Annotated in this window: 19 protein-coding genes, 1 riboswitch and 2 other annotated features; of the genes, 15 read left to right on the forward strand and 4 right to left on the reverse strand. The window is 38.3% G+C overall.

All coding sequences use genetic code 11. The features are described 5' to 3' along the window. Positions 1 to 101: 101 nt before the first annotated feature. From OS138_RS00200 to OS138_RS00210, 3 genes are all read left to right on the forward strand, one after another. Positions 102 to 725, forward strand: a complete 624-nt coding sequence (locus tag OS138_RS00200; protein WP_002293598.1) for a hypothetical protein — start codon at positions 102 to 104, stop codon at positions 723 to 725. Positions 726 to 1,283: 558 nt separating this feature from the next. Further along, on the forward strand, positions 1,284 to 3,377 hold the full coding sequence (locus OS138_RS00205; protein ID WP_002329531.1) for an LTA synthase family protein: 2,094 nt from the start codon (positions 1,284 to 1,286) through the stop codon (positions 3,375 to 3,377). A gap of 159 nt (positions 3,378 to 3,536) precedes the next feature. Then, a complete protein-coding gene (locus OS138_RS00210; protein WP_002293329.1) occupies positions 3,537 to 4,403 on the forward strand; it encodes an Rgg/GadR/MutR family transcriptional regulator in 867 nt (288 codons plus the stop codon). A gap of 21 nt (positions 4,404 to 4,424) precedes the next feature. Here the strand turns inward: OS138_RS00210 and ndk are convergent, their stop codons facing one another. Beyond that, positions 4,425 to 4,862 (reverse strand): nucleoside-diphosphate kinase, encoded by a 438-nt coding sequence (gene ndk, locus OS138_RS00215; RefSeq protein WP_002293327.1) that lies wholly within the window; start codon positions 4,860 to 4,862, stop codon positions 4,425 to 4,427. Positions 4,863 to 5,034: 172 nt separating this feature from the next. Further along, positions 5,035 to 5,209: riboswitch (M-box (ykoK) riboswitch) on the forward strand. A gap of 341 nt (positions 5,210 to 5,550) precedes the next feature. Here ndk and mgtA point away from each other — a divergent pair. The 7 genes from mgtA (at position 5,551) to nhaC (ending at position 15,291) form a co-directional block, all read left to right on the forward strand. Beyond that, the gene (gene mgtA / locus OS138_RS00220; RefSeq protein WP_002323359.1) at positions 5,551 to 8,199 is read left to right on the forward strand and encodes a magnesium-translocating P-type ATPase; all 2,649 of its coding nucleotides are present in this window, start codon (positions 5,551 to 5,553) and stop codon (positions 8,197 to 8,199) included. An 86-nt stretch (positions 8,200 to 8,285) separates the two neighbouring features. Then, positions 8,286 to 8,957 (forward strand): HAD family hydrolase, encoded by a 672-nt coding sequence (locus OS138_RS00225; protein ID WP_002293780.1) that lies wholly within the window; start codon positions 8,286 to 8,288, stop codon positions 8,955 to 8,957. A gap of 76 nt (positions 8,958 to 9,033) precedes the next feature. Continuing rightward, positions 9,034 to 9,267, forward strand: a binding site (T-box leader). 43 nt (positions 9,268 to 9,310) lie between these two features. Then, positions 9,311 to 9,549, forward strand: a binding site (T-box leader). Positions 9,550 to 9,604: 55 nt separating this feature from the next. Further along, the gene (locus OS138_RS00230) at positions 9,605 to 10,678 is read left to right on the forward strand and encodes a methionine ABC transporter ATP-binding protein (protein WP_002323358.1); all 1,074 of its coding nucleotides are present in this window, start codon (positions 9,605 to 9,607) and stop codon (positions 10,676 to 10,678) included. A gap of 1 nt (position 10,679) precedes the next feature. Beyond that, positions 10,680 to 11,360 (forward strand): methionine ABC transporter permease, encoded by a 681-nt coding sequence (locus OS138_RS00235; protein WP_002293786.1) that lies wholly within the window; start codon positions 10,680 to 10,682, stop codon positions 11,358 to 11,360. A gap of 16 nt (positions 11,361 to 11,376) precedes the next feature. Beyond that, on the forward strand, positions 11,377 to 12,216 hold the full coding sequence (locus OS138_RS00240) for a MetQ/NlpA family ABC transporter substrate-binding protein (protein ID WP_002306089.1): 840 nt from the start codon (positions 11,377 to 11,379) through the stop codon (positions 12,214 to 12,216). Positions 12,217 to 12,246: 30 nt separating this feature from the next. Next, complete coding sequence (locus OS138_RS00245) at positions 12,247 to 13,470, forward strand: M20 family metallopeptidase (RefSeq protein ID WP_325069573.1); 1,224 nt, start codon at positions 12,247 to 12,249, stop codon at positions 13,468 to 13,470. Positions 13,471 to 13,872: 402 nt separating this feature from the next. Next, the gene (nhaC, locus tag OS138_RS00250) at positions 13,873 to 15,291 is read left to right on the forward strand and encodes a Na+/H+ antiporter NhaC (RefSeq protein ID WP_002293307.1); all 1,419 of its coding nucleotides are present in this window, start codon (positions 13,873 to 13,875) and stop codon (positions 15,289 to 15,291) included. 507 nt (positions 15,292 to 15,798) lie between these two features. On the opposite strand, the gene OS138_RS00255 is transcribed toward nhaC, so the two are convergent. Then, a complete protein-coding gene (locus OS138_RS00255; RefSeq protein WP_002299975.1) occupies positions 15,799 to 16,242 on the reverse strand; it encodes a DUF305 domain-containing protein in 444 nt (147 codons plus the stop codon). Between the two features lie 215 nt (positions 16,243 to 16,457). After that, on the reverse strand, positions 16,458 to 17,798 hold the full coding sequence (locus OS138_RS00260; RefSeq protein WP_002296179.1) for an amino acid permease: 1,341 nt from the start codon (positions 17,796 to 17,798) through the stop codon (positions 16,458 to 16,460). A 268-nt stretch (positions 17,799 to 18,066) separates the two neighbouring features. On the opposite strand from OS138_RS00260, the gene OS138_RS00265 reads away from it, so the two are divergent. Further along, positions 18,067 to 18,963 (forward strand): hypothetical protein, encoded by an 897-nt coding sequence (locus OS138_RS00265; RefSeq protein ID WP_002323722.1) that lies wholly within the window; start codon positions 18,067 to 18,069, stop codon positions 18,961 to 18,963. A 149-nt stretch (positions 18,964 to 19,112) separates the two neighbouring features. On the opposite strand, the gene OS138_RS00270 is transcribed toward OS138_RS00265, so the two are convergent. After that, the gene (locus OS138_RS00270) at positions 19,113 to 20,054 is read right to left on the reverse strand and encodes a 2-dehydropantoate 2-reductase (protein ID WP_002323721.1); all 942 of its coding nucleotides are present in this window, start codon (positions 20,052 to 20,054) and stop codon (positions 19,113 to 19,115) included. Between the two features lie 125 nt (positions 20,055 to 20,179). On the opposite strand from OS138_RS00270, the gene OS138_RS00275 reads away from it, so the two are divergent. The 4 genes from OS138_RS00275 to OS138_RS00290 all read left to right on the forward strand — a co-directional run bounded on the left by OS138_RS00275 (position 20,180) and on the right by OS138_RS00290 (position 24,927). After that, complete coding sequence (locus OS138_RS00275) at positions 20,180 to 21,301, forward strand: glycerate kinase family protein (protein ID WP_002291594.1); 1,122 nt, start codon at positions 20,180 to 20,182, stop codon at positions 21,299 to 21,301. 257 nt (positions 21,302 to 21,558) lie between these two features. After that, positions 21,559 to 23,061 (forward strand): ABC-F type ribosomal protection-like protein Eat(A), encoded by a 1,503-nt coding sequence (gene eat(A) / locus OS138_RS00280; RefSeq protein ID WP_325069574.1) that lies wholly within the window; start codon positions 21,559 to 21,561, stop codon positions 23,059 to 23,061. A gap of 66 nt (positions 23,062 to 23,127) precedes the next feature. Continuing rightward, a complete protein-coding gene (locus OS138_RS00285) occupies positions 23,128 to 23,655 on the forward strand; it encodes a histidine phosphatase family protein (protein ID WP_002296174.1) in 528 nt (175 codons plus the stop codon). 210 nt (positions 23,656 to 23,865) lie between these two features. Next, positions 23,866 to 24,927, forward strand: coding sequence for a DUF871 domain-containing protein (locus tag OS138_RS00290; RefSeq protein ID WP_002291589.1), 1,062 nt, complete (start codon positions 23,866 to 23,868; stop codon positions 24,925 to 24,927).

A 24,927-nucleotide genomic window follows, 5' to 3' on the forward strand; every position in this document is an offset into this window, starting at 1 on the left:
AGAAGTTCAATTATTTACGATCTTTTTCAACTTTTTTGTCTTTCTATTTCATTTTTTGTATATAATAGAATAGTCAAAATTAAATAGGAGTGGAGGAAAGCATGAGGAAAAAAAGACCGTTTCTTCTCTTTTGGTTATTCGGTTTTTTCTTACTGCTTATTTTATCCGCAGCATTTTCAGGAAAAATGACAGCAGATCTTGCTCAGAAAGAAACAGAAAAAATCGTAGCAAGCAAAGAATCAGTAGATAATTTCAAAAAAGAATTCTCAACTTATTGGTGGGCGGAGTATAAAATAACTGCCAATTACGAAAAAGGCGAATTGGACATTTATTTGCCAAAAGGAAAAGAAGAAAATCAATTTATTAATATCGATGACGTACTTAGTGCGATTTCTCTCAGACAATATCAATTCAAAGACAAACATTTGACCGTTTTGCTTTTGACTCATGATGGCGACAAAGTAGCCCGTTTGAAAAATGGAAAAGTGATCACCGCTTATTCTGAAAAAGTAGACAAAAAAGTGGTCGCCGATCGTTTAGCGGAATGGAAAAAGACAAATGAACAAGTCAAGAAAACAACTATCTCTTCTCAAAAAAACGAATCGACAGGAACAAGCCCTTCAGATTCTGGCAGTGGGCAAACGATAACGGGAAATGAAGAAAATCAAGCCTCAATCATTACGAATGAGTCATCAGAAGGACAATATCAAACTTATGGGCAATGAAAAACAGAGGTTGTGAAATCAGCGTTTTGACCTGAGTATTAGAGAAACAAACGGCAAAATAGTTCCTCATATTTTGCCGTTTTTTGAGCTAATACCGAAGGTCAGCTGATTGAACACCGTTTAAGAAAGAGGTTGTGAACCTGCCGTTTCAGTCTGAGTCACAAGGAGCAATTTCAAAAAATAGCTCCTTATATTTTTCGTTTGGTTGGGCTTATTACCGCAGATGCAAGCTTTTGAACACCGTTTAAAGAAGAAGTTGTGAAAAAGCTGTCCTGCATCAAGAAATAAGGAGCTGCGACAAGAATTTTGTCACAGCCTCTTTTTTTGTACGAATACCGAGAAACTGGCTTTTGAATACCGTGGAGTGAAGCGGTCACCACAAGACTTTTATCTCTTCATTAGTTTAATCGCTTACATCGCAGCGGTTTTATGCTGTGAAAAGTGGACGGAATAATCTTTAGAAAGAATAAAAAAATCTTAAGATAACAACTTTTTTAGGAAATTTTCATTTTTCAGGAGCAAAATAAGAAAAAATGTGAATAGAGAGAAGTGATATACGTGACACAACTTAAAAAATTGTGCCAAAATCGTTTAGCAATCGTTTTGACAGCTGTTTTCTTTTTCTGGCTGAAGACGATCATTGCCTACTATGCAGATTTTTCATTAGGTGTGGAAGGTACGATCCAGTACTTTATCTTGTGGATCAACCCAATTGCGACTACCTTATTGTTTTTTGGCCTTTCTTTGTATATTAAAAAGCCAAAGCCAGCGTTAGCTATTCTTTTGATCATTGATATTTTAAATACGCTTTTGTTGTACTTGAATATTATTTTTTATCGGGAATTCACAGATTTCATTACAGTCAAATCTGTATTAGGCTTTTCGAAAGTGTCGCAAGGATTGTCAGGAAGCTCCTTTTCTTTGATGAAGCCCCATGATGTCATCTACTGGCTGGATATCGCTGTGTTCATTGGGCTACTGGTTTGGTTGAAGGTCAAGAAAATACCTATCAAAAGTCAACCTGTCGGCAAACCGATGGCTATCGCTGTTACCTGTCTTTCAGGGCTTATTTTTTCAGGAAATCTAGCGCTGAGCGAAGCCAACCGTCCACAATTGCTGCAGCGAACATTTGACCGTTCATATATTGTCAAATATCTAGGAATCGATGCGTATACTATTTATGACGGAATCAAAACAGGAATGACTAGCAGTGTTCGCGCGCATGCAAGCAGTAATGGGATTGATGAAGTTTTAGATTATACAAAGAAACATTATGCAGAGCCAAATCCCGAAACATTTGGGATCGCTAAAGGGAAAAATGTGATCGTTCTCCATTTAGAAAGTTTCCAGCAGTTTTTGATTAATATGAAGGTAGACGGACAAGAAGTCACACCGTTTTTAAATAGTATTTTCCAGAATCAAGCAACGATCAGCTTTGACAATTTCTTTCATGAAGTAGGACAGGGAAAGACAAGTGATGCTGAAAATATGTTGGAAACTGGCACATTTGGTTTACCTCAAGGCTCATTATTCACAGAGCTTGGGTCAGACAATGTCTTTCAAGCCGCACCAGCGATCCTTGGACAAAAGCAAGGCTATACAAGCGCTGTTTTCCATGGGAATGTAGCTAGTTTTTGGAATAGAGATCATGTATATAAAAACTTAGGTTATGACAATTTCTTTGATCGATCTTATTTTGATGAATCCGACGAAACGTTAGGTTATGGGATATTAGATAAAGATTTATTCAGAGAATCTGCCCAATATCTTGAGCATCTACAACAGCCGTTTTACACGAAATTTCTTTCCGTAACCAACCACACGCCTTATTATACGGATGACAAGAATTTCGACTTTCCATCTTTGAATACTGGCAATAGCACAGTAGATAATTATGTTCGAACGGCACATTATCTGGATCAATCATTGGAACAATTTTTTACGTATTTGAAAAAATCCGGTATTTACCAAAATTCGATCTTTGTGATTTATGGGGATCATTTTGGCATCTCAAATACAGATAATAAAGACTTAGCAAGTGCTCTTGGAAAAGACCCAGATACATGGAATGAATTTGACAACGCACAAATGCAGCGTGTGCCATTAATGATTCATATGCCTGGTTATACTAAAGGGTCAGTCAATCACGAATACGGTGGAGAAATCGATGTTTTGCCGACATTACTTCATCTCTTGGGAATCGATGATAAAGATTATCTTCATTTTGGTACAGACTTATTATCTTCTCAGCATGATCAAGTAGTTGCTTTTCGAAATGGGAACTTTGTGACACCCAAATACACCGTCCTAGGAGGAAAAGCTTACAATAATCAGACAGGAGAAATCATCGATACGAAAGCAGCAGGAATCGATGAGGAAATCTCCAAAGATCAGGAAAAAGTCAAGACTGCGTTAAGTCTTTCAGATAAGCTGAATCAGGAAAATCTCTTGCGGTTTTATGTGCCAAACGGATTTGAGACGATTGATCCGAAAAAATATGACTATAAAAATGAAGCGGAACGTAATGAAGCAATCGAAAAGCAAAAAGGCGAACATTCGACAAGTGTCTTTTCAAAAAATGGCAATAAAACAACAACCAACTTATATCCAGTAACAAGAACAGACGTTGAACAGCAAAAAGATAATCAATAAACAATCAAACCAACCTTCAGTAGTTAGACAACATTCTAATGCTTGAAGGTTGGTATTTTTTATGAAAAAAACATTTTTTTATTTTTTTCGTGTATTTTTCCTTTTTAACGTATCTATTTATTGAATGCGGAAAAATTTAAATTAAAAAGGAGAACTATTATGTATGATGGTGAATTGATCAAGAAACTTCGAGTCAACAAGAAGTTGACACAGTCCCAATTAGCGGAAGGAATCTGTTCTAAGACTTCTCTAGTCGGGATTGAGACAAATTCAGTGAAAAAAATGTCATTTGTAACATTGAGATCATTTTTAGAGCGAATGAACATGACACTTGCAGAATATGAATGGATGCGAAACCAGCTGGATGAACCAATAAAGTTAAAGAAAAAAAGACGAATGCTAGATCGGGTACAAGAAGACAGCTTTGATCCTTATAAAGAGATCAGCAATAACCGTAGGCATTTTAAGAAAACAGAAGATCTGTATTATTTGGTTTTGAATCTTCACATGGTCGAAAAAACAGAAGTATCTGAGACAGAATTTGAATTTTTACGTTATGAATGCCGAATCATTGAAGAATACTTGATGCAGATACCAGACTATGGTCAATTTGAACTATCTATTCTAGCTGATTTTCCTTGGATATTCAGTGATCGGTTCATTGAGAACAATTATTTGAAAATCAAAAAAAGAATGCGACGATTAGCACAGTTGAACAATCATGAGCAGTATCTCTTTACTTTTTTAATGAACCTGACTTCGTTTTATATAGAAAATGGTCGGTTGAAAAAGGCACGTAGTGTGAATGAAGATATGAAACGGAGCTTAGCACATAAAGAAAGAAGTACAGTGATCTATGAAACATTGATGGCAGATTATTATCAAAGATTGATTTCTGCTGCTTTAGGGGAAGAAAAGACGAAAGACTACCAAGAATTCTTCACAGTGCTCGAATATATGTTAGGAAAGAATCAACGGAGGTCCTTAGAGAAAAAACTGCTGGCCATTGCTGAACCCAGCAACTAGACCAGCAGTTTAGAATTTGTATCACTTCGCCGCTTTTTCAGACGGTTTGTTTATATCGAATGGCGGGAAAAAGCGGGCGATCTCTTTTACCGCAGCATCACGGGAATCAGAAGCGTGAATAATGTTTTCAGTCCCCGGCAGCGCGTAGTCTCCTCGGATCGTACCTGGAACAGCATCGGCAGCTTTTGTTGCTCCAACCATCTTACGGACGATATCGATCACTTCCTCGCCGACCAGGACAAGATAAACGACAGGACCGGAAGTCATGTAATCGATCAGTTCATCAAAAAAACTGCGCTCAGTCAAGTGCTGATAATGTTCTTTTGCTAATTCAGGAGTCATAGTTTCAAACTTCATTTCAGCAATGGCCAGTCCCTTTGCTTCAAAACGTTGGATGATGCTTCCGACTAAATGGCGTCTCACGCCGTCTGGCTTGATAATAACAAGTGTTCTTTCCATAACAGCACCTCGTTTCCTACTATATTTCTATTATAGCGGGAGGTGGAAAATGAGACAAATAAAACCGCGTGAGACAGGAATATAACGCGTGTATTTTAAAAAAAGTATGAAAAACATGGAAAATTGATTTGACATCCTCTTTTTTAGTTGTTATATTAACGAAGGAAAACCGAATAAGATTTGTTAGGTGAGGCTCCTATACAAACATAGGCTACTGCCCAAAAACGTCGAGAGACGCCAATGGGTAGAACAGGAATTGTCGAGATAAGGCTTTTCATAAGGTAGCTAAAAGCAGGTATCTGCTTTTTACGTTGTACAGTGTCAAAACTCAACGATGAGATCTGAGAAGCTTTTTTTAATATGCTTTTTCAAACCTTTCGCTGAGTATTTGGCGAGAGGTTTTTTTGTTGCCGCAAATCCCCATCGGTGAAAAATAAAAAGGAGGTGGTCTAATTGGGAAAATAACTATTCGAAAAATGATTGGAAGTCATGAATTAAAATTACTTAGTAAAGGAGATGAGAACAAATGGATGACAGTCATTCGAAAAACAAGGATCTAGAGGAAAGGCCAGGGCTATTATCTATCTGTTCTCAGCCCCTTTCAGTTTTTTCTCTATCGATCCGATGAATAGCTAAAGACCAAAAGCAGCGAGAACAGCTGTCTTTTGGACACAAAGGAGAGATTGAGATGGAAAAAAAGAAAGATACACAAAAAATCTATGCAGCTTTTGCTGGAAAAACGAAACAAGAATTATTTGAACTATTCCATGCATCAGCAAATGGATTGACAGAAGAACAAATCGAACGTTCAAGAGAAAATTACGGTGAAAATGCGATTTCATATGGCAAAAAAACACCATTCATCGTAGAAATATTGAAAGCATACATCACGCCATTTACATTAGTGTTGATCGCATTAGGAATTATTTCATTCATCACGGAATATGTATTAGCAGCTCCTGGGGATAAAGATCTTTTCGGTGTAGCCATTATCTTCACTATGGTTATCGTCAGCGGGACAATGACGTTGATTCAGTCCGTACGTTCCAATCAAGCGGCTGAAAAACTGAAATCACTTGTGAAAGTAACGGCAGCTGTAAAACGTAATGGAAAGTACACAGAGATTCCTATGGAAGAAATCGTCTGTGGAGATCTTGTTCGGCTTTCAGCAGGGGATATGATACCAGCGGATATGCGTTTATTGTCCGCAAAGGATTTATTCATTTCCCAAGCAGCATTGACAGGGGAAAGCTATCCAGTAGAAAAGCATGCGAAAGTATGTGAAGACGATCAGCAAAGCGAAACAAGTTACGAAAATCTTGTCTTTATGGGAAGTAATGTCATCAGTGGAAGTGCGGAAGGAATCATTGTTTCTGTTGGAAATGAAACACTATTTGGTCATGTAGCAGAAACGCTATCTGAAAAACCAATTCAATCAAGCTTTGAATTAGGCATCCATAAAACATCCATGCTACTGATCAAATTTATGTCATTGATGGCTCCAGCAGTTATCGTCATCAATGGGCTTACAAAAGGGGATTGGCTAGAAGCTTTTCTTTTTGGACTATCTGTAGCAGTTGGTCTAACACCTGAAATGCTTCCAATGATCGTTACGACGAATTTGGTCAAAGGAGCAAGTGTGATGGCCAAAAAAGGAACAGTGATCAAAAATTTGAATGCCATCCAGAACTTTGGTGCAATCGATGTGTTATGTACGGATAAAACGGGGACATTGACACAAGATAAAATCATTCTTGAATATCATATGGATTGTGAAGGAAATGAAGATGATCGTGTTTTGCGCCATGCGTATCTAAATAGCTACTATCAAACAGGGCTGAAAAATTTGTTAGATGTGGCTATCATTGATGAAGCAACAGAAACTTTAGATACAGATAAGATCAATTATCAAAAAGTGGATGAAATTCCTTTTGATTTTGAACGTCGCCGTATGAGTGTTGTGGTTGCTGATCCAGCTGGTAAAACACAAATGATCACAAAAGGCGCGATTGAAGAAATGCTGAACATTTCTAAATTTATTGATCTTGGCGGTACTGTTACACCATTAACAAAAGAACGAAAAGAAGCCGTACTTGCAAAAGTACAGTCACTTAATGAAGATGGCTTACGAGTGATTGGTGTCGCACAAAAGACCAATCCAAGCGTCGTTGGAGAATTTTCAGTCAAAGATGAGTCAGACATGGTTTTGATTGGTTATCTTGCTTTCCTTGATCCACCAAAAGAAACAACGAAACAAGCGTTGAAAGCTCTGAAAGAACATGGTGTAGCTGTAAAAGTTCTGACTGGGGACAACGAATTAGTTACACGTTCAGTGTGCCGTCAAGTAGGTCTAGAGATCAATGAATTGGTTACCGGTGAGAAAATCTCGGAAATGAGTGATCATGAATTAGCACAAGTAGCTGAAGACCATGAAGTATTCGTAAAATTGAATCCTCAGCAAAAAGCACGTTTGACGACAGCTTTACGTAAAAATGGTCATACTGTCGGATTTTTAGGAGATGGTATCAATGACGCTCCTGCAATGAAAGTGGCTGATATCGGTATTTCTGTAGATACAGCTGTGGATATTGCGAAAGAATCTGCAGACGTGATCCTTTTAGAAAAAGATTTGACGATTTTGGAAAGAGGCCTTCTTTCTGGACGAGAAACTTTTGGGAATATCATGAAATATATCAAGGCTACAGCAAGTTCTAATTTTGGCAATATGTTTTCCGTGCTGATTGCAAGTACGTTCCTGCCATTTTTACCAATGCTGCCTTTACAACTTCTGTTTTTGAATCTGATCTATGATGTTTCCTGCATTTCCTTGCCATGGGATCGGATGGATAAAGAATATTTGGACGAGCCAAAAAAATGGAATGCATCTAGTATTGGGAAATTCATGGTTTACTTTGGCCCAACAAGTTCGATATTTGATATTACTACTTACTTGTTGATGTATTTTGTTATTTGTCCTGCTGTAGTGGGCGGAAGTTTCCATACATTGGATAGTTCACAGCAAGTGATTTTCATCGCATTATTCCATGCAGGATGGTTTGTCGAATCACTATGGACACAAACCTTAGTGCTCCATGCACTGCGTACACCGAAAGTACCATTTATCCAAAGCAATGCAACATTTGCCATGTTTGTTATCACTACATTAGGAATTATTGTCGGTTCTGTCCTTCCTTTTACAAGTTTTGGTACTGAATTAGGCTTGATGCCACTTCCTGGCAATTACTGGTTATGGTTATTTGCTACAGTCATCGCTTATCTGGCGCTTGTGACAGCTGTGAAGAAAATCTATATCCGTCGATTCCAAGAACTCTTATAAACGAGAAGGATGGTTCTTTGCTTCTGTTCTTTTTGGACCAGTCGTGCTAAACTATGTGTATTGTTTTGGAAAGGATTAATGTATAGATGAAAGGTGCAATATTTGATTTAGATGGTTTGTTAGTTGACACAGAAAAAACGTATCGTGATGGCTGGCTTTGGGGATTTCAGCAATTTGATATCCATATCCCAAAAGAAATCGTTGACGCTTGGGGCGGAAAAAACTGGAAACAAAGTTTTGATATTTTAGTGAAAGCAGCAGGTAGCCCTGAAAAAGTACAGGAAGTCCGAGCGAAGCGTGAAGAATATTTTTATCAACAGCTGACAAGCGGAGCCATCCACTTAAAACCATATGCAAAAGAAATATTGGCAGACTTAAAAGAACGTCATATGAAACTAGGCATTGCTACGACCACTGTTACGAAAAGAGCAACAGATATCTTGGATCACTTTAAATTAGCTGATTACTTTGACACGTTTACATTCGGAGACGAAGTGTCGGAGAACAAGCCTTCACCGATTCCTTATCTGACAGCTTTGGAACGAACAGGATTAGAAGCTAGTTCAGCCTTTGCAGTGGAAGATTCTTTAGTAGGAGCAACAGCTGCTTCACGAGCAGGATTAGGCGTTGTTTTGATACCTGATTCCAGTTTTGTCCGAAATTATACCGTCGAAGAAAAGGAAAAATTGAAACTTCTTGCGGAAGGAAAAGATCTTCGAACTGTTATTGAAATGTTAAATAAAAAAACAGAAAAATAAATATAGAAAAAATAATTTGAATTTCGTACTTGACTTTTCAGTTTTCCTCATGTAGATTAATCCCAACAACAAAATATCGATTTCGTTGAAAAGGAAAGTAAGTTTGGAAACTTTGCAGAGAGGCTCTGGCTGGTGAGAAGAGTCAAGTAAGAAAAGCTGAAAATGGCCTTGGAGAATAATTTGTCGATAAGTAGGCAAATTCGGAACTGTTCGACCGTTAAAACGAACGCCAATCTCTCTTTTTGAGATGTTGGGCTTGAGGGAAGGAAACTTCCGAAAAAAGGTGGTACCGCGATACGTCGTCCTTTTACTGACATAGTTTATGTTAGTAAAAGGATTTTTTTTTTTGAATATTATTTGCATTGAAATGGTAAGTACGATAGAAGAACCTTTGACAGAGAGCTTCGGTAGCTGAGAAGAAGCAAGGAACGACTATTGGAAAATGGCCATCGAGCAATTCATCCCGAGCATAGATGTAAGGCGATGACGGCTGCGACCGATATCTTGCTAGAGTATGATCGTACTTGAAGAGGAGTTGTGTGTGAACACAGCTTGAACATGAGGTGGTAACACGCAAAAAAGCGTCCTCAAGAAAATGACATTTTCATTTTCTTGAGGACGCTTTTTTTAGATAAGGAGGAATTTTAATGATTGAATTGCGAGATGTTTCTGTATGTTTCAAACAAAAAGAAAAAGAGATACAGGCAGTAGATTCTGTAGATTTAACGATTGAAAAAGGCGATGTTTATGGAATCGTCGGTTACTCAGGTGCAGGGAAAAGTACGTTAGTTCGTGTGATGAATTTGCTGCAGAAACCAACAGCAGGAGAAGTCATTGTCAATCAGACGAATTTGAGTCAGCTCTCTCCCAAAGAATTGCGAAAAGAAAGAAAGGCCATCGGTATGATCTTTCAGCATTTCAATCTAATGGAAAGCCGAACTATTTTTGACAACGTTGATTTTTCTTTAAAGTATTCTGGAAAATCGAAACAGGAACGTCGTCAAAAAGTGAATGAACTACTGGAACTTGTCGGTTTGGAAGAAAAAGCATCTGCTTATCCTAAACAACTGTCGGGGGGACAAAAACAACGAGTAGCAATCGCACGAGCTTTGGCGAATGAACCTAAGGTATTATTATGTGATGAAGCAACCAGTGCACTTGATCCGAAAACGACCCTTCAGATCCTTGCATTGTTAAAAAAATTGAATCGCCAGTTAGGTTTAACAATCGTCCTGATCACTCATGAGATGCAAGTTGTCAAAGAAATCTGCAACAAGGTAGCGGTTATGGAAGATGGAAGAATCATTGAAAAAGGTAGCAGCATCCAGATCTTCAGCAATCCTGAAGAAGAATTGACCAAAGATTTTATTCGAACAGCTACTCATCTTGACCAAGCATTAGAAACGATCATTGCCCATTCTGCTTTTGCCGATCAGATCGCCAATAAATGGCTGTTGGAATTAAGTTATATTGGAAATCAGACGAACGAACCTCTAATCGCTCATCTGTACAGCAAATATCAAGTAACAGCGAATATTTTATATGGCAATGTAGAGTTATTACAAGAAACGCCGTTAGGGAGTTTGATCGTTACTTTAGCTGGAGAAACCAAACAGCGGCAAAAAGCATTGGATTATTTGATCAAATCTGGTGTAAAAATAAATATTTTACAAAAAAACGAATTAGATAGTCGTATCAAAGTGATCGAAGGAGGAAGATAAAATGACTGATTTCTTTAAAACATATTTGCCCAATGTTTATTTGATTCCGGATGAATTTGTCGAAGCGACGAAGCAAACACTATATATGTCTTTTTGGACAGCATTCATTGGCGGGATGATCGGAATCATCTTAGGTGTGACGTTAGTAGTGACACGCCCTAATGGATTACTAGCTAACCGTCTGCTATTTGAAATACTTGATAAGCTGATCAATATCATTCGTTCCATCCCTTTCATTATCTTGCTTTCTCTTTTAGCATTGACTACTCGTTTCTTAGTTGGAACGACGATTGGTGCGAAAGCAGCTTTAGTGCCATTGATTTTTGGAGTTGTTCCGTTTTTTGCTCGTCAAATCGAGAACGCACTGCTAGAAGTTGATCCTGGGGTGATCGAAGCGGCAGAAGCGATGGGAACCAGTCCAATCGGTATTATTTTACGTGTGTATTTGTTAGAAGGTTTGCCTGGTATCATTCGGGTCTCGGCGTTGACTATCATCAACGTGATCGGACTGACTACCATGGCTGGAGCAGTAGGTGCAGGCGGATTAGGGAATCTTGCTATATCGAGAGGGTATAATCGATTCCAAACAGATGTAACGATTGTGGCTACATTATTGATTCTAATCTTAGTTTTTTTAAGTCAATTTATCAGTAATCAACTGATTAAAAAAATTACACATTGAAAGTGGAGGAGAAAAAATGAAAAAAATTATTCGTTTTGTAGTCATTACATTTGTAGCAATTATTTGGTTGGCAGGGTGTAGCCAAGGAAAAGCAGATACAACTGACAAAAAAGAAACTACCGTAAAACTAGGGATTATTGGAGAAGATACAGATGTATGGGACAACGTGAAAGACCGTTTGAAAAAGGAGAACATTAATTTGGAATACGTGAAATTTACAGATTACAATCAACCAAATGCGGCTTTAGCAGATGGATCGATTGATTTGAATTCTTTCCAACATCAATTCTTTTTAGACAATTACAATAAAGAACACGGAACTGATTTAGTATCGATCGGAAATACTGTCAATGCACCGCTGGGAATTTATTCTAACACTTTGAAGGATGTAGCTGATATCAAAGACGGAGCAAAAGTAGCAATTCCTAATGATGTCACAAATGGCGGCAGAGCTCTTCTGTTATTGCAAACTGCTGGATTGATCAAAGTGGATAAGGCAAAAGGACAAGCGCCCACTGTTTCTGATATTACCGAGAATAAAAAAAATCTAGACATTTCTGAATTAGATGCTTCACAAACAGCACGTGCTTTGTCGGATGTAGACATTTCAGTGATCAATAGCGGTGTAGCTGTAGATGCTGGATTTAATCCTGCTTCTGATGCCATCTTCTTAGAACCAGTGGATGACCATGCACGTCCTTATGTGAATATCATCGTTGCAAGAAAAGAAGATGAAAAAAATAAAACGTATCAAAAAATAGTAGACGCTTATCAAACAGAAGACACAGTCAAAGTAATCGAGAAAACATCAAAAGGATCAAGCGTGCCTGCATGGGAAACATTCGGGAGAAAATAAGAAAAATGACTAGCATAGGAGGAATTTTTTATGACAACAACAATCTCAACAAACCAATTGAAGGATCTAATCCAATATCGTTTACCAGAATATCAAGCACTTGCTCTAGATATCCACGAACATCCTGAAGTAAGTAACTATGAGTTTTATTCCTCAGCAGCGTTGATTAAACAATTAGAAAAAGAAGGGTTTTGGGTAGAAAAAGAAATAGCTGGACACCGAACAGCCTTTGATGCACGTTATATTTCCAATAAACCCGGTCCCACAATTGCCTTTTTGGCAGAATTCGATGCTTTACCAGGTATTGGTCATGCATGCGGGCATAATTTGTTTGGTACTTACTCCGTATTAGCCGCCAGCATAGTGAAGCAATTTATTGATGAAACTGGTGGAGAAATCCGTGTATATGGCACCCCAGGGGAAGAAGGGGGCGAGAACGGATCAGCTAAAGGCAGCTTTGTTCGAGAAGGTTTTTTTGAGGATGTCGATGTAGCGTTATGCGTCCATCCAGCTTTTCGTTATGGGAAAACGACAGAATCTTTAGCGAATGATCCAGTCGACATCAAATTTTACGGTGTCGCTTCCCATGCAGCAGCAGCACCTGAAAAAGGAGTAAATGCTTTGGAAGCATTGATCCAAGTGTTTAATGGAATCAACGCTCTACGCTTGCAATTGCCAAAAGATGTCAATATCCATGGGATCATTACAGACGGAGGAGTAGCTGCCAACGTCATTCCAGATTACGCTGCTGGACGTTTCTATTTACGTGCAGGAAATCGGCAAACATTAGATAAGGTATATGAAAAAGTGGAAAATATCGTACGAGGTGCTGCGATAAGTACGGGCACGACTTTTGAGTTTGGATTGTTCCAAAATGCAGTTGATGATGTCATCGTTACTCCTTCTTTTGATGACTTATTCTTCCAGCATGCAAAAGAAGCAGGTGTTCCAGATGAAGAAATAGAAACGGAACAAAGAACAAGTCTCGGTTCTTCTGATGTAGGAAATGTCAGCCAAGTCATACCAACAATCCAGCCTACGGTAGCAATCTCTGAGACATATATTGCCGGACACACAAAAGAATTCAAAGCTGCTGCTAAAAGTGACAAAGGCCTTGCTTCTATTGCGATTGCAGCAGAACTACTCGCCAATACAGCTCTTGATCTGTTGAAAGAGCCAAAGCTATTAGAAAGAATCAAGCAAGAACATCAAGAAATAGTAGCAAGAAAAAAACAAGAGGGTGCTACTTTCTAGTAAAAAATAAACTTGTGTGTGAAAGTTATAAAAATAATTTTCAGAAAAATGAAAAAATATTTTCTTTTTCATTGACAAATGATCTTATGGAAGGTAAACTTCATACAAGTCAACTTTTCACGCAGTAGCGGTTAGGTGTTTTGTTCAGAAAGTCGGTGGTCGCTGTGAACCGATCAAGCCTAATTGACGAATTACATGGAAAGTCCATACATTTGAATAAAAGTTTGAAAGTGAAAAACAGATCTGTTTTTAATTAAGGTGGTACCGCGGAGTCATTCGTCCTTAGTTTAAAACAGGTCTTTTTATTTTTATAAAGGAGGAATCGCGGATGAATTGCGGCGGAGTAATCCGATATCTTAACTTTTTTAGAACATAAGAACAACTAAAAAAGGAGAGATTATCATGGGAAAAAAAGGAACACCAAGTTTTTTAGAAGCAACACTTGTATTAATGGTTATTGTTTTAGGCATTGCGATTGGCGTTGTCGGATTAAAGGTCTCACCTAATATCACGATCTTAGCAGCGATCGGAATGGTCATGTTGTATGCAGTGATAAAAAGATACCCGACAGATTGGCTGCACGAAGGAATCATCAATGGCATCAAACCAGGAATCATCCCAATCTTTATTTTTATTTTAGTCGGTTCATTGATTGCTGTATGGATACAAGCAGGGATCATTCCAACTCTAATGGTCATTGGGTTCAAATTGATCAGTGTCCAGTGGTTTGTCCCTTCTGTATTTGTTGTGTGTGCAATCGTAGGTAGCGCTGTAGGGAGTGCCTTTACTGTTATGTCAACGATTGGGATTGCATTTTTCGGTATTGGGACAACACTAGGCCTAAATCCAGCGCTGGTTGTTGGAGCTATTGTTTCAGGTGCCGTTTTTGGAGATAAGATGTCTCCATTATCCGAATCAACAAATCTAGCAGCAGCTATTGTTGATGCCGATTTGTTCAAACACATCAAGCATATGATGTGGTCAACTGTTCCGGCATTTGTTGTTTCTTTCTTTTTATTCATGATTTTAGGACACACAAGTAAAGCCGCAAGTCTTTCATCTATTCGTGAAGTGACTGATGTTCTAGAAGCAAACTTTACTATTTCAATCTGGTCACTGATTCCTTTATTTTTAATGTTACTGTGTGCATGGAAAAAGGTGCCGGCAATTTTGACGATTTTGTTGAATATCGCTGTAGCAGTAGGAATGATTTTTATTCAAAACCCACAAACTTCCTTAACGAAGTTGGCTGGGGTCATCGAATCAGGGTTTGTTTCAAATACTGGAAACCAACAAATCGATTCACTGCTTAGCCGCGGAGGAATCGAAAGTATGATGCCTACTGTGTCATTGATTATTTTAACTTTGTCATTAGGTGGATTGTTGATCGAATTTGGCTTGATCTCAACCGTGATGGAACGAGTATCAAGAAAGATGACGAACACACCAAAATTGATTTTTACAACATTGATGACAAGTATCGGAGTAAATATTTTTATTGGTGAACAATTCCTATCTGTTATTCTGCCTGGTAATGCATTTAAAGAAACTTATGAAAAAGCAGGATTTGATCCAACTGTATTAGGTAGAACGCTAGAAGATGGTGGAACAGTAATCAACTACTTAGTGCCTTGGGGAATTGCCGGAAGTTTCGTAGCAAGTACATTTGGTATTCCTACACTCACTTACTTGCCATTCGTATTTTTCAGTTTGCTTTCTCCTGTGTTTTCGATGGTCAGTGCCTTCACAGGTTGGGGAATCTCAAAAAAATTTGTGAAACCGCAAGAAGCAGTAAGCAAGACAGCGCAATTAGAACAATAAAAACATAAAAAGGGATTGTGACAAGACTTTTGTCACAATCCCTTTTTACGAATAAACGGTATTCAAAAGCCAGTTTCTCGGTATTAAGCCAAATTTATACAAAAATGTGGAAAGCCATTTTCACAAAATTTTTCTTAATACGCGAAACTAAGCGACTTTTTCACAACCTCTCCACTAAACGGTGTTCAATCAGCTGACCCTCGGTATTAGCTCAAAAAATGGCAAAATATGAGGAACTATTTTGCCATTTGTTTCTCTAATACTCAGGTCAGAACGCTGATTTTACAACCTCTTAATAAAACGGTGTTCAAAAGCTTGCATCTGCGGTAATAAGCCTAACCAAACGAAAAATAGGAGAAGCTATTTTTGTTTGGCTGTTCTTATTACTTGATGCAGGGCAGCTTTTTCACAACCCCTTATTCACGGTGTTCCAGAAGTAGCTTCTTCTTATTTCTTGAAGCTGATCACTTCTGGAACATCCTCTTTTTTTATTTGGACGGATAATGGTCATTCCATTTCTTTGATCATTTTTTTCATTTTGTCGATCTCTTCTTCTTGTGCCTGAATGATTTCTTCCGCTAATTTTTTTACTTCAGGATCTTTTAAATCAGCTCGTTTACTTGTCAGGATAGCGATAGAATGATGAGGAATCATGGCCTTCATCCAAGCTGTGTCGTTGACAGTAGTTTGGCTTCGTACCATAAACAAGGAACCGGCAAAAACAAGAAGACTAGCGGCTAAGATCATAACATTTATCTTTTTGTTTTCATACATTTTCCACATGAACAACAGCATGATGACTGCCATGACTGCACCCATCATCAACGCCATGAATACTCGTGTACGACTGAAGAAGATATGATCGAGCGCATAGACATTCAAGTACATCATACCAAACATAACTACCGTTGAAACACCGATCATCAACAAAAACTTCCAATACTTTTTCATTTAAAACAAACTCCTTTTTTTCATTCCTTTCTTCTATCATGTCATGAGCATGGAGAACAATCAATTATTTTGCACAGAGGGTTTTTGAACACCGTTTACCAAGAGGTCGTGAGACTGTTTATTCGGAAAAAGGAACTGCAACAATTTTTGTCGCAGCTCCTTTTTTCAATAGCTCTAGCTATTCAATATAAATAGAATAAAATTCTCTATTGGTTTCATTCATTCGTCAAGACGAACGCATCATTCTTTTTTTGATAACTGAAATAAATGAACAGGTAAAGCAAACCGGTCAATACAGTTACCCCAATGGAGTTCGTGAATAGGATACCGAGGAAAATCAACCCTAAGACAGCTAATGCAAAAAAGCTGATTCCTTTGTCCCATAACGTTCCTTTCCTTAGTGCCAGTACAAAGGATGCCGCACTGATAATGATCCAGATCAATAATACTGTATACGAAAGGGAACCTGCCAGATAGCCAAATAATTTGTCACCGACAAAATAAGAAAGAGCTACACCAAGATAAAGAACACTGGTACAAAATAAAACAGCACGTTGCGGTACTTGATGCTTGTTTAAAACAGCTAGTTTTCTAGAGGAACCTTTTCGATCCTTCAAACGGAAGAACAAAATTCTTGAAGATGCATACACACCCGAATTGATAGATGAGAACAAAGCAAGGACAATAACAAAATTGACGATATCCGCTGCAAATGGGATATTCATTTTTTCAAATACCATCACAAAAGGACTGACATTCGTACCTGCTAAAGTATTCCAAGGAAAAAGAATCAAAAGCAAAAACAAAGGAATGATGTAAAAGGAAATGATTCTTCCCATGACACCTTTGATGGCTTTAGGAATCGCACGTTTAGGATCATCTGCTTCGCTTACCGTGATAGCAATCAGTTCAGAACCGCCGTAAGAATAGATAACTACAAGCAAAGAACTGATGATTCCCTTCATACCATGAGGAGTAAACCCACCATGGTCAGTCAATTGCTGAAGGGTAGGGAAAACGCCTGTGCCCAACATTTGCTGACCGACAAGATAAGTAGCAAAAATGATCAGTAAGATAATGACACTGATTTTAGCAAAAGCCAGCCAATATTCTGTTTCTGCGAATAACCGTACCGAATAAAGATTGATGATCGTAGTCAAAACAGCCAACATAAAAACAAATACCCAGGCTGGAATGTGCGGGAACCACAACTGCAAAAAGGAAGCAGCTGCAACAGCTTCAGCGATGATATTGATAATCCACATAGACCAGTAGACCCAATCAGTAAAATCAGCAGAATGAGCACCTAGATAAGGGCGTATCAAACCGGATAATCCGTGATGCGTGTCGCCACCGCTTAAAACGATTTTTCCCAGACCTTTCATCACGATATATAAAATCAGTCCACCAATCAAAAAAGCAATCAATACAGAAGGGCCGGCGATTCCAATCGCTTCGCCACTTCCTTTAAATAGACCTGCACCGATTGCTCCACCTAAAGCTAACATGGTGATATGTCTGGAGCTAAGTTGTTTTTTCAATTTTTTATCTTCCATAAATGACCTCTTTCTTTTAAATTCACAATCAAAATTTATATTAAGAATAAATAGCAATATTTAACAATGACTAATGATAACAAATTTTCAGACAATTACAACTATTCAGAAAACTTTTAGGCGAATTTTAATAGAAGAATGATTTATTTCATCATATTTTCATACAAATGTTAAATTTTCATACAAATATAGGAAGCGTTTTACTGGCTTTTTACTATTTAAACAGGCTATCATAGGAAAAAGTGACAGAGAAAGTGAGGCGGAAAAGATGAACAAAAATGACGTACTGCTAGTTGCAAAAAATAAATCACTTTATTTTTTGCCTTCCATCCGCTCTTTAGATGTTTGGTCCGGAAAAGATTTACTACAGTCGGAATTCATTAAATCAGCTAGACAACAGTTGGCAAATTATCAGCTGATCGTTTTTTTAGATTATGGATTTGATATGGAGATGGCTCGACGCGTGCGCCCATTTACCAATGCAAAAATTGTGTTATTTTTTTGGAATCACTTCAAAGCAGAACACGAGGCGATGCTGAAGCAGGCACAAGATGAACCGGCAATCGATGAGATTTATCATTTTGATTTTTTGGAAGCAAAAGAACTTGGGCTGAAACATAATAGTTCATTTTATTCGAAACATATGGATTTTTCTTCTAGCGAACCAAAGACGGATCTATTTTTTGGTGCAACGAATAATGGGAGAAAAGAACGAGCAGAAAGCTATAAGCAGGAATTTATAAAAAGAGATGTTACGACCAACTATTTCATTCTTCCACATCGAGGGAATGAACAACCTGGATATCTTACTTATGAAGAGTACCTGAAAAAAACAGGGGAATCGCGCGGGATTCTGGAACTGTTGCGGGAGGGTCAGCAAGGAGTGACTTTGCGGACATTTGAATCTATGTATTTTCAAAAGAAACTAGTAACGGATAATCAAGCGATTGCTCATTATCATTTTTATCGTCCTGAAAATATTTTTTTGCTTCGAGAACGTGATTTAGATGAATTACCGGAATTTCTGCATACACCTTTTAAGCCAATCCCATCAGAGCTATTGGAATTTTATGATGCAGAAAATTGGGCAAAACGATTTATCACTAACGATTCCACTATTTATGAGCAATACGAATATGACCTCTCCTCTGTTGAAAATAAATAAAAAACCTACATTTTGAAGATATTATGTACCGAAACAAACAAGCACAATTCTTATGGCATCATGAGAGTTGTGTTTTCTTTTTGATCTTTCATTGGGCTTAAAAAAAGAGAACCAGCTGCTGATTCAGCTGATTCTCATCAGAGAGCCTTTTATTCTGCGCCAAGGATTCCTTCTTTTGCATGGACTAATTGGGTCAAAAAGGCACAATATGGTGTAGCAATATCATATTTTTGTCCTTTTCGCCAAACGGCACCATCGATGTAGTCGATTTCAGTCAAACGATGGTTTTTGATCAGGTCTTGGTACATAGATGGGTAATGCAACCCGATGTTGTCAGGATCATAAGTAGAAGCAATATGTTGGTACACTTCTTCTTGATCTAGTATGATTCCTTCTTTTGCTGCGATAGAAGCAAATTCAGATACGATTGTTCGAACCATGCTCTCTGCCGCTTTTTGCGCGCCTAGTTCAGCAATATTACAATCCAAAATCGTGCATAAACCATTCAATGTTCCATTTACACAAGCTTTTCGCCAAATGGAATAACGAACATTATGGCTATAGATCGGATTTAATTTTGCTTCTTGAAAGACTTCTACAACTTCTTTTGTAAATGCTTCGCCTTCTGGTTCCAAGTTCTCTAGTTCGATTTCTCCATCACCTAACAATGTGACTTTTCCGGGACCAGCCAGACCAGCTGTCCACATCGTGATCCCAAATAAGATATTTTTCTTTGGCACATATTTTTCCAGTACATCTTCATGACCTAATCCATTTAGTAAACACAAAACATAAGTATTGTCAGTAATAATGGATTGGATCGAACGAAACATATCATCTAATTGATTCGCTTTTGTTAATGCTACGATCAAGTCCACGTGTTCGTTGCTTTCGATGATTTCTTCTGGTGAATAGATTGGCAGTTTTGCGACCACTTCTTTACCGTTAAAGTCAGCAATCAACCCATTTGTACGAATGGCTTCAATGTGAGCAGGCCAACGATCGATCAAGAGGACCTCATTTCCGCTTTGATGTAGCATCAATCCGATTCGGCTGCCCATTGCTCCGGCCCCAGCTATTGCGATTTTCATGTTTTTTCTCTCCTTTATTCAATGAGTTCCCTTTTAGTATATAGAAAGATGGAAGAAAATAGCATTGTTTTGTTTGAAAAAAATGAAAAAAAGTGTCTTACTTAAGAAGAAAGTGAGGGATACAGATGGATATTTTGGCGGCAATTGATTCATTTAAAGGAAGTGCTTCTTCATTTGAACTAAATCAGGCAGTTCTAAATGGCTGGGAAGATCGTAAAGGAAGAAAAATCAATGTGCCGATTGCAGATGGCGGAGAAAATACTGCAGAAGCAATCTATTACGCGCTCGGGGGAACATGGCGTACCATTGATGGGATGGATCTCTTATTCCGTCAGCGAAAAATCAGCTATTTATTGACAACTTGGCAAGGAAAAAATACCGCAGTCATCGAATCTGCACAAGCATTGGGGTTAGATCTACTTGATAAACCAACGGATCAAACTATCCGACTTGCTTCCAGTTATGCCTTAGGAGAACTTATCAAAGATGCACTGCTTCAAGAAGTAGAACAAATTATTGTCACTTTAGGAGGAAGCGGGTGTAGCGATGGTGGTCTAGGATTACTCCAATCCTTGGGTGCTTCTTTAGAAGGGTACACAGAAGGAAATCCTTTATTATCTACTAAAAAACTTCATTTTGATCGAAGAAACGTTCTTGTTTCTAAAGTAAAATTGATTATCGCTGCAGATGTTACCAATCCATATACAGGTCAACAAGGAGCTGCTTGGCAATTTGGAAGACAAAAAGGAGGAATAGATACGACGCTAGCTTTCTTAGATAAACAAGCAGGAAAGATTGCTCAGCAAATAAAAGATTTCTGGGAGGTGGATTTAGATGATATTCCAGGAAGTGGAGCAGCAGGCGGTATTGGTGGAGCCCTTTTTTTGTTGGGAGCGAAGATGGTTTCTGGTTTCGATTTAGTCAGCCAAATCACTGGATTGGAAAAAAAGATCGAACAAGCAGATGTCATCATTACAGGAGAAGGGCGGATCGATCAGCAAACGATCCACGGAAAAGTTCCATACGGTGTAGCAGTGCTTGCAAAAAAATATCGAAAACCAATCATCGCTATTTGCGGAAGTAGAGACCAAGAGCTAGAAGGACTCTCTGATTTTCTCCCAATTGTCTTAAGTATTCATTTGGGTCCAATAGGTTTAGAAGAAGCAATGGAACACAGGCAAACATTAGAAAAAACAAAAATCTTAGGACAGACACTTAGCAGATTTTTCACCATCCTCCCGAAGTAGTTGACAAAATCATTTTCTTTATGCTATCGTAATTTCAAATATAGGACAAAGTGAGGGATCCGTGCATTGAAAAATTAAGTCGATTGATGAAAGCTGCATTCAGACTGTACCTTGTGGAGACAAGGGAGCAGTGTGCAGATTTTCGGGATTGGCTTGGTTTTTTCGATGTATGGGTCTTTTTGTGTGTACCCAACCCTTGCATCCTCTTTAGCCAGTTCTGAAAATAGGACTGGTCTTTTTTTACGAGGTGATGGAAAATGTCTAAAATCGAAATAAAAAATCTGACATTCGGCTACGACAGCCAAGGCACATTATTATTTGAACAAGCAAATCTAAATTTTGACACACAATGGAAACTAGGACTTATCGGACGAAACGGTCGAGGAAAGACAACTTTACTGAATATTCTACAAAACAAACTACCTTATCAAGGGCAAGTAATCCATCAGCAAGAATTTGTCTATTTCCCGCAACAGACAAAAGATAAAGAACGTTTAACCTATTACGTGTTAAATGATATTACGGATTTTGAGATATGGGAAATCGAAAGAGAGCTCCAATTGATGCAAACAGATCCTGAAATCTTATGGAGAGAATTCAGCACACTATCAGGGGGAGAGAAGACAAAAGTCCTACTGGCACTTTTATTTGTGGATGACACTCATTTCCCGTTAATCGATGAACCAACGAATCATTTGGATATCTCTGGTAGAAAACAAGTAGCGGCTTATTTGAAAAAGAAAAAACAAGGCTTCATCGTGGTCAGCCATGACCGGGGATTTATCGATGAAGTAGTGGACCATGTTTTAGCAATCGAAAAAAGTCAACTGGAACTTTATCAAGGGAATTTCTCTATCTATGAAGAACAGAAAAAACTTCGTGATGAATTTGAAATGGCTCAAAATGAAAAATTGAAAAAAGAAGTCAGTAGGCTAAAGAAAACAGCAGCTGAAAAAGCCGAATGGTCTCGTTCCCGAGAAGGAGATAAAACAAAGAAACAAGTCGGATTCATCGATACTGAATCTAGACGAGTGAATAAAGGAGCAGTGGGTGCTGATGCTGCACGGACGATGAAACGATCCAAAGCAATCGTGAATCGGATGGAGACCCAGATCTGCGAGAAAGAAAAACTATTAAAAGATATCGAATATATCGATTCTTTGACGATGAATAGCCAAGCGTCTCACCATAAGCGACTTTTAAGCGTAGAAGATCTTCAATTAGGGTATGAAAATCTGTTATTCGAGCCAATTCATTTTACAATCGAGCCTCATCAGCGGGTGGCGATTTCAGGACCTAACGGTGCAGGAAAGTCATCCATTATCCATTATCTTCTGGGGGCATTCAACGGCAAGGTTATAGGAGAAAAATCCCAGCCAAAACATCTGAGCATTAGTTATGTACGCCAAAATTATGAAGACAATCGAGGAACGTTGGCGGAATTTGCAGAGAAAAACCAAGTAGACTACCAAGCATTTTTGAACAACCTCCGAAAGCTTGGGATGGAAAGAGATGTTTTTCATAACAAGATCGAGCAGATGAGTATGGGCCAACGGAAAAAAGTGGAATTGGCTAAATCTTTATCACAGCCAGCTGAACTATATATATGGGATGAACCATTGAATTATTTGGATGTCTTCAATCAAGAACAATTAGAACAACTGATCTTGAACGTGAAACCTGCCATGTTACTAGTGGAACATGATCAAACCTTCCTGGATAAAGTATCTACTGAGATTATTTCTCTTGAGAAAATCTAACCCTTGTAATCTCAAGAACAACAAGGTATGGTTAAGGGGAACTTTGCCAACGAAGGAGAGAATCACATGCTTTATGTAACGAGACACGGAGAAACAACTTGGAACGCACAAGGATTAGTTTGCGGACGGGCAGATGTGCCGCTGACTGAAAAAGGACAGATGCAGGCACAGAAACTAGCAGAAAAGGTAGTAGATTTGCCTGTTCCAATCACGAAAATCATCCATTCCCCTCTTCAACGAGCAAGAGATACAGCACAAGCAGTTGCTGATCGTCTCAGCTTGCCGCTGACCGTTGATGAACGATTGGTAGAAATGGATTTTGGGGATTATGATGGACTGCCAAGCAAAGATGAGAACTTTCAAAAAGCACGTTTAGCGTTCGCTGTACGATTCCCAAATGGGGAGTCAGTCTTAGATGTGTATGCACGGATCGTTCCTTTATTGAAAGAATGCATCGAAGACGAAGAAAATGTCTATCTGTTAGTTTGCCATAATGCCTTGATAAGAGTGATCAATGCTTATTTTCATCCGATGCCTAATGAGGGGTTCTTTACATTCATGGTAGATAATACAGAATTGGTTTCTTATGAGTAATTATGTGTTTGTGTTATTTAAATAAAATATTTCAAGGCACTGCTTTTGCTTAGCAGTGCCTTTTTTAGGTTATGACAATTCTTTTGGTAATATAAACTCAACCTTTAGAAACGAAATTTAATTATTTTAATAAAAGTGTTGAAATTTTATTTCTTTAGATATATACTCTAGTCATAGAAATGAAGACGGATACAGAAAAAGAGGGATAATATGTTTGGCTTTTCAATATTTATGAACGATTCTTTGTCAGAAGAGAAGAAACAGTATATCCGCCAAATGGCATCCAATGGCTTTGTCGGTATTTTCACTTCCATGCATATACCAGAAGATGATGTTTCGGCATATCAAAAGCGATTGATCGAACTAGGAAGCGAAGCGAAAAAGAATAAACTAGAATTGATGGTCGATATTTCAGGAGAGGCATTGGAACGAGCTGGTTTTTCATTAGAAGATCTCACGCCTTTGAAAGCAATTGGTGTAACAGGTTTAAGAATGGATTATCATATTTCCAATCAGCAGATTGCCGACTGGTCACATCAATTGAAAATCAGTTTGAATGCTAGCACGATCACGCCTAAAGATATCGATGAATTGAAAGAAGCAGAAGCTGATTTCTCACAGATTGAAGCTTGGCATAATTATTATCCACGTCCCGAAACAGGGCTGGACAAAGAATGGTATCAGAAAAAAAATCAATGGCTCAAAATTCAAGGTCTCCTTGTCCAAGGTTTTGTACCAGGAGATACAGAGTTGAGAGGCCCACTATATCAAGGATTGCCGACTTTGGAAGAACATCGCGGGGTCCATCCTCTTGCAGGCGCTCTAGATCTATTAGCAAGTAACACGGATATTGTTTACATCGGAGATGCAGGTCTGTCAGAAAACGTTCAGGAGCAATTTGCTTCTTTCCAAAAAGAACAGACAGTCTTGCTCCATACGGAACCTGTAGATGAAGAATTTTACGAATATATATTAGGGAAGCATACGAATCGGCAAGACGATGCAAGAGATGTCATACGAAGCGCAGATGCACGTTTTCGAGAGATTCCGCCTATCCCAGCAAGAAATACAGCTACGCGTATGAAAGGGTCTATTACTTTAGATAACGAAAAGTATTTGCGCTATATGGGTGAGATCCAATTAACTAAATATGATTTGCCAGCGGATGAAAAAGTGAATGTAGTAGCCAAAGTTATCAAAGAAGAGCTACCATTGATCAACCAAATCAAAGCTGGTATGAACTATCAATTTATAAGAAAAGAAGGAAGATAA

Origin of the sequence: Enterococcus sp. E5-37 (assembly GCF_035726925.1) — a bacterium.
Taxonomy (GTDB): Bacteria; Bacillota; Bacilli; order Lactobacillales; family Enterococcaceae; genus Enterococcus_B; species Enterococcus_B faecium.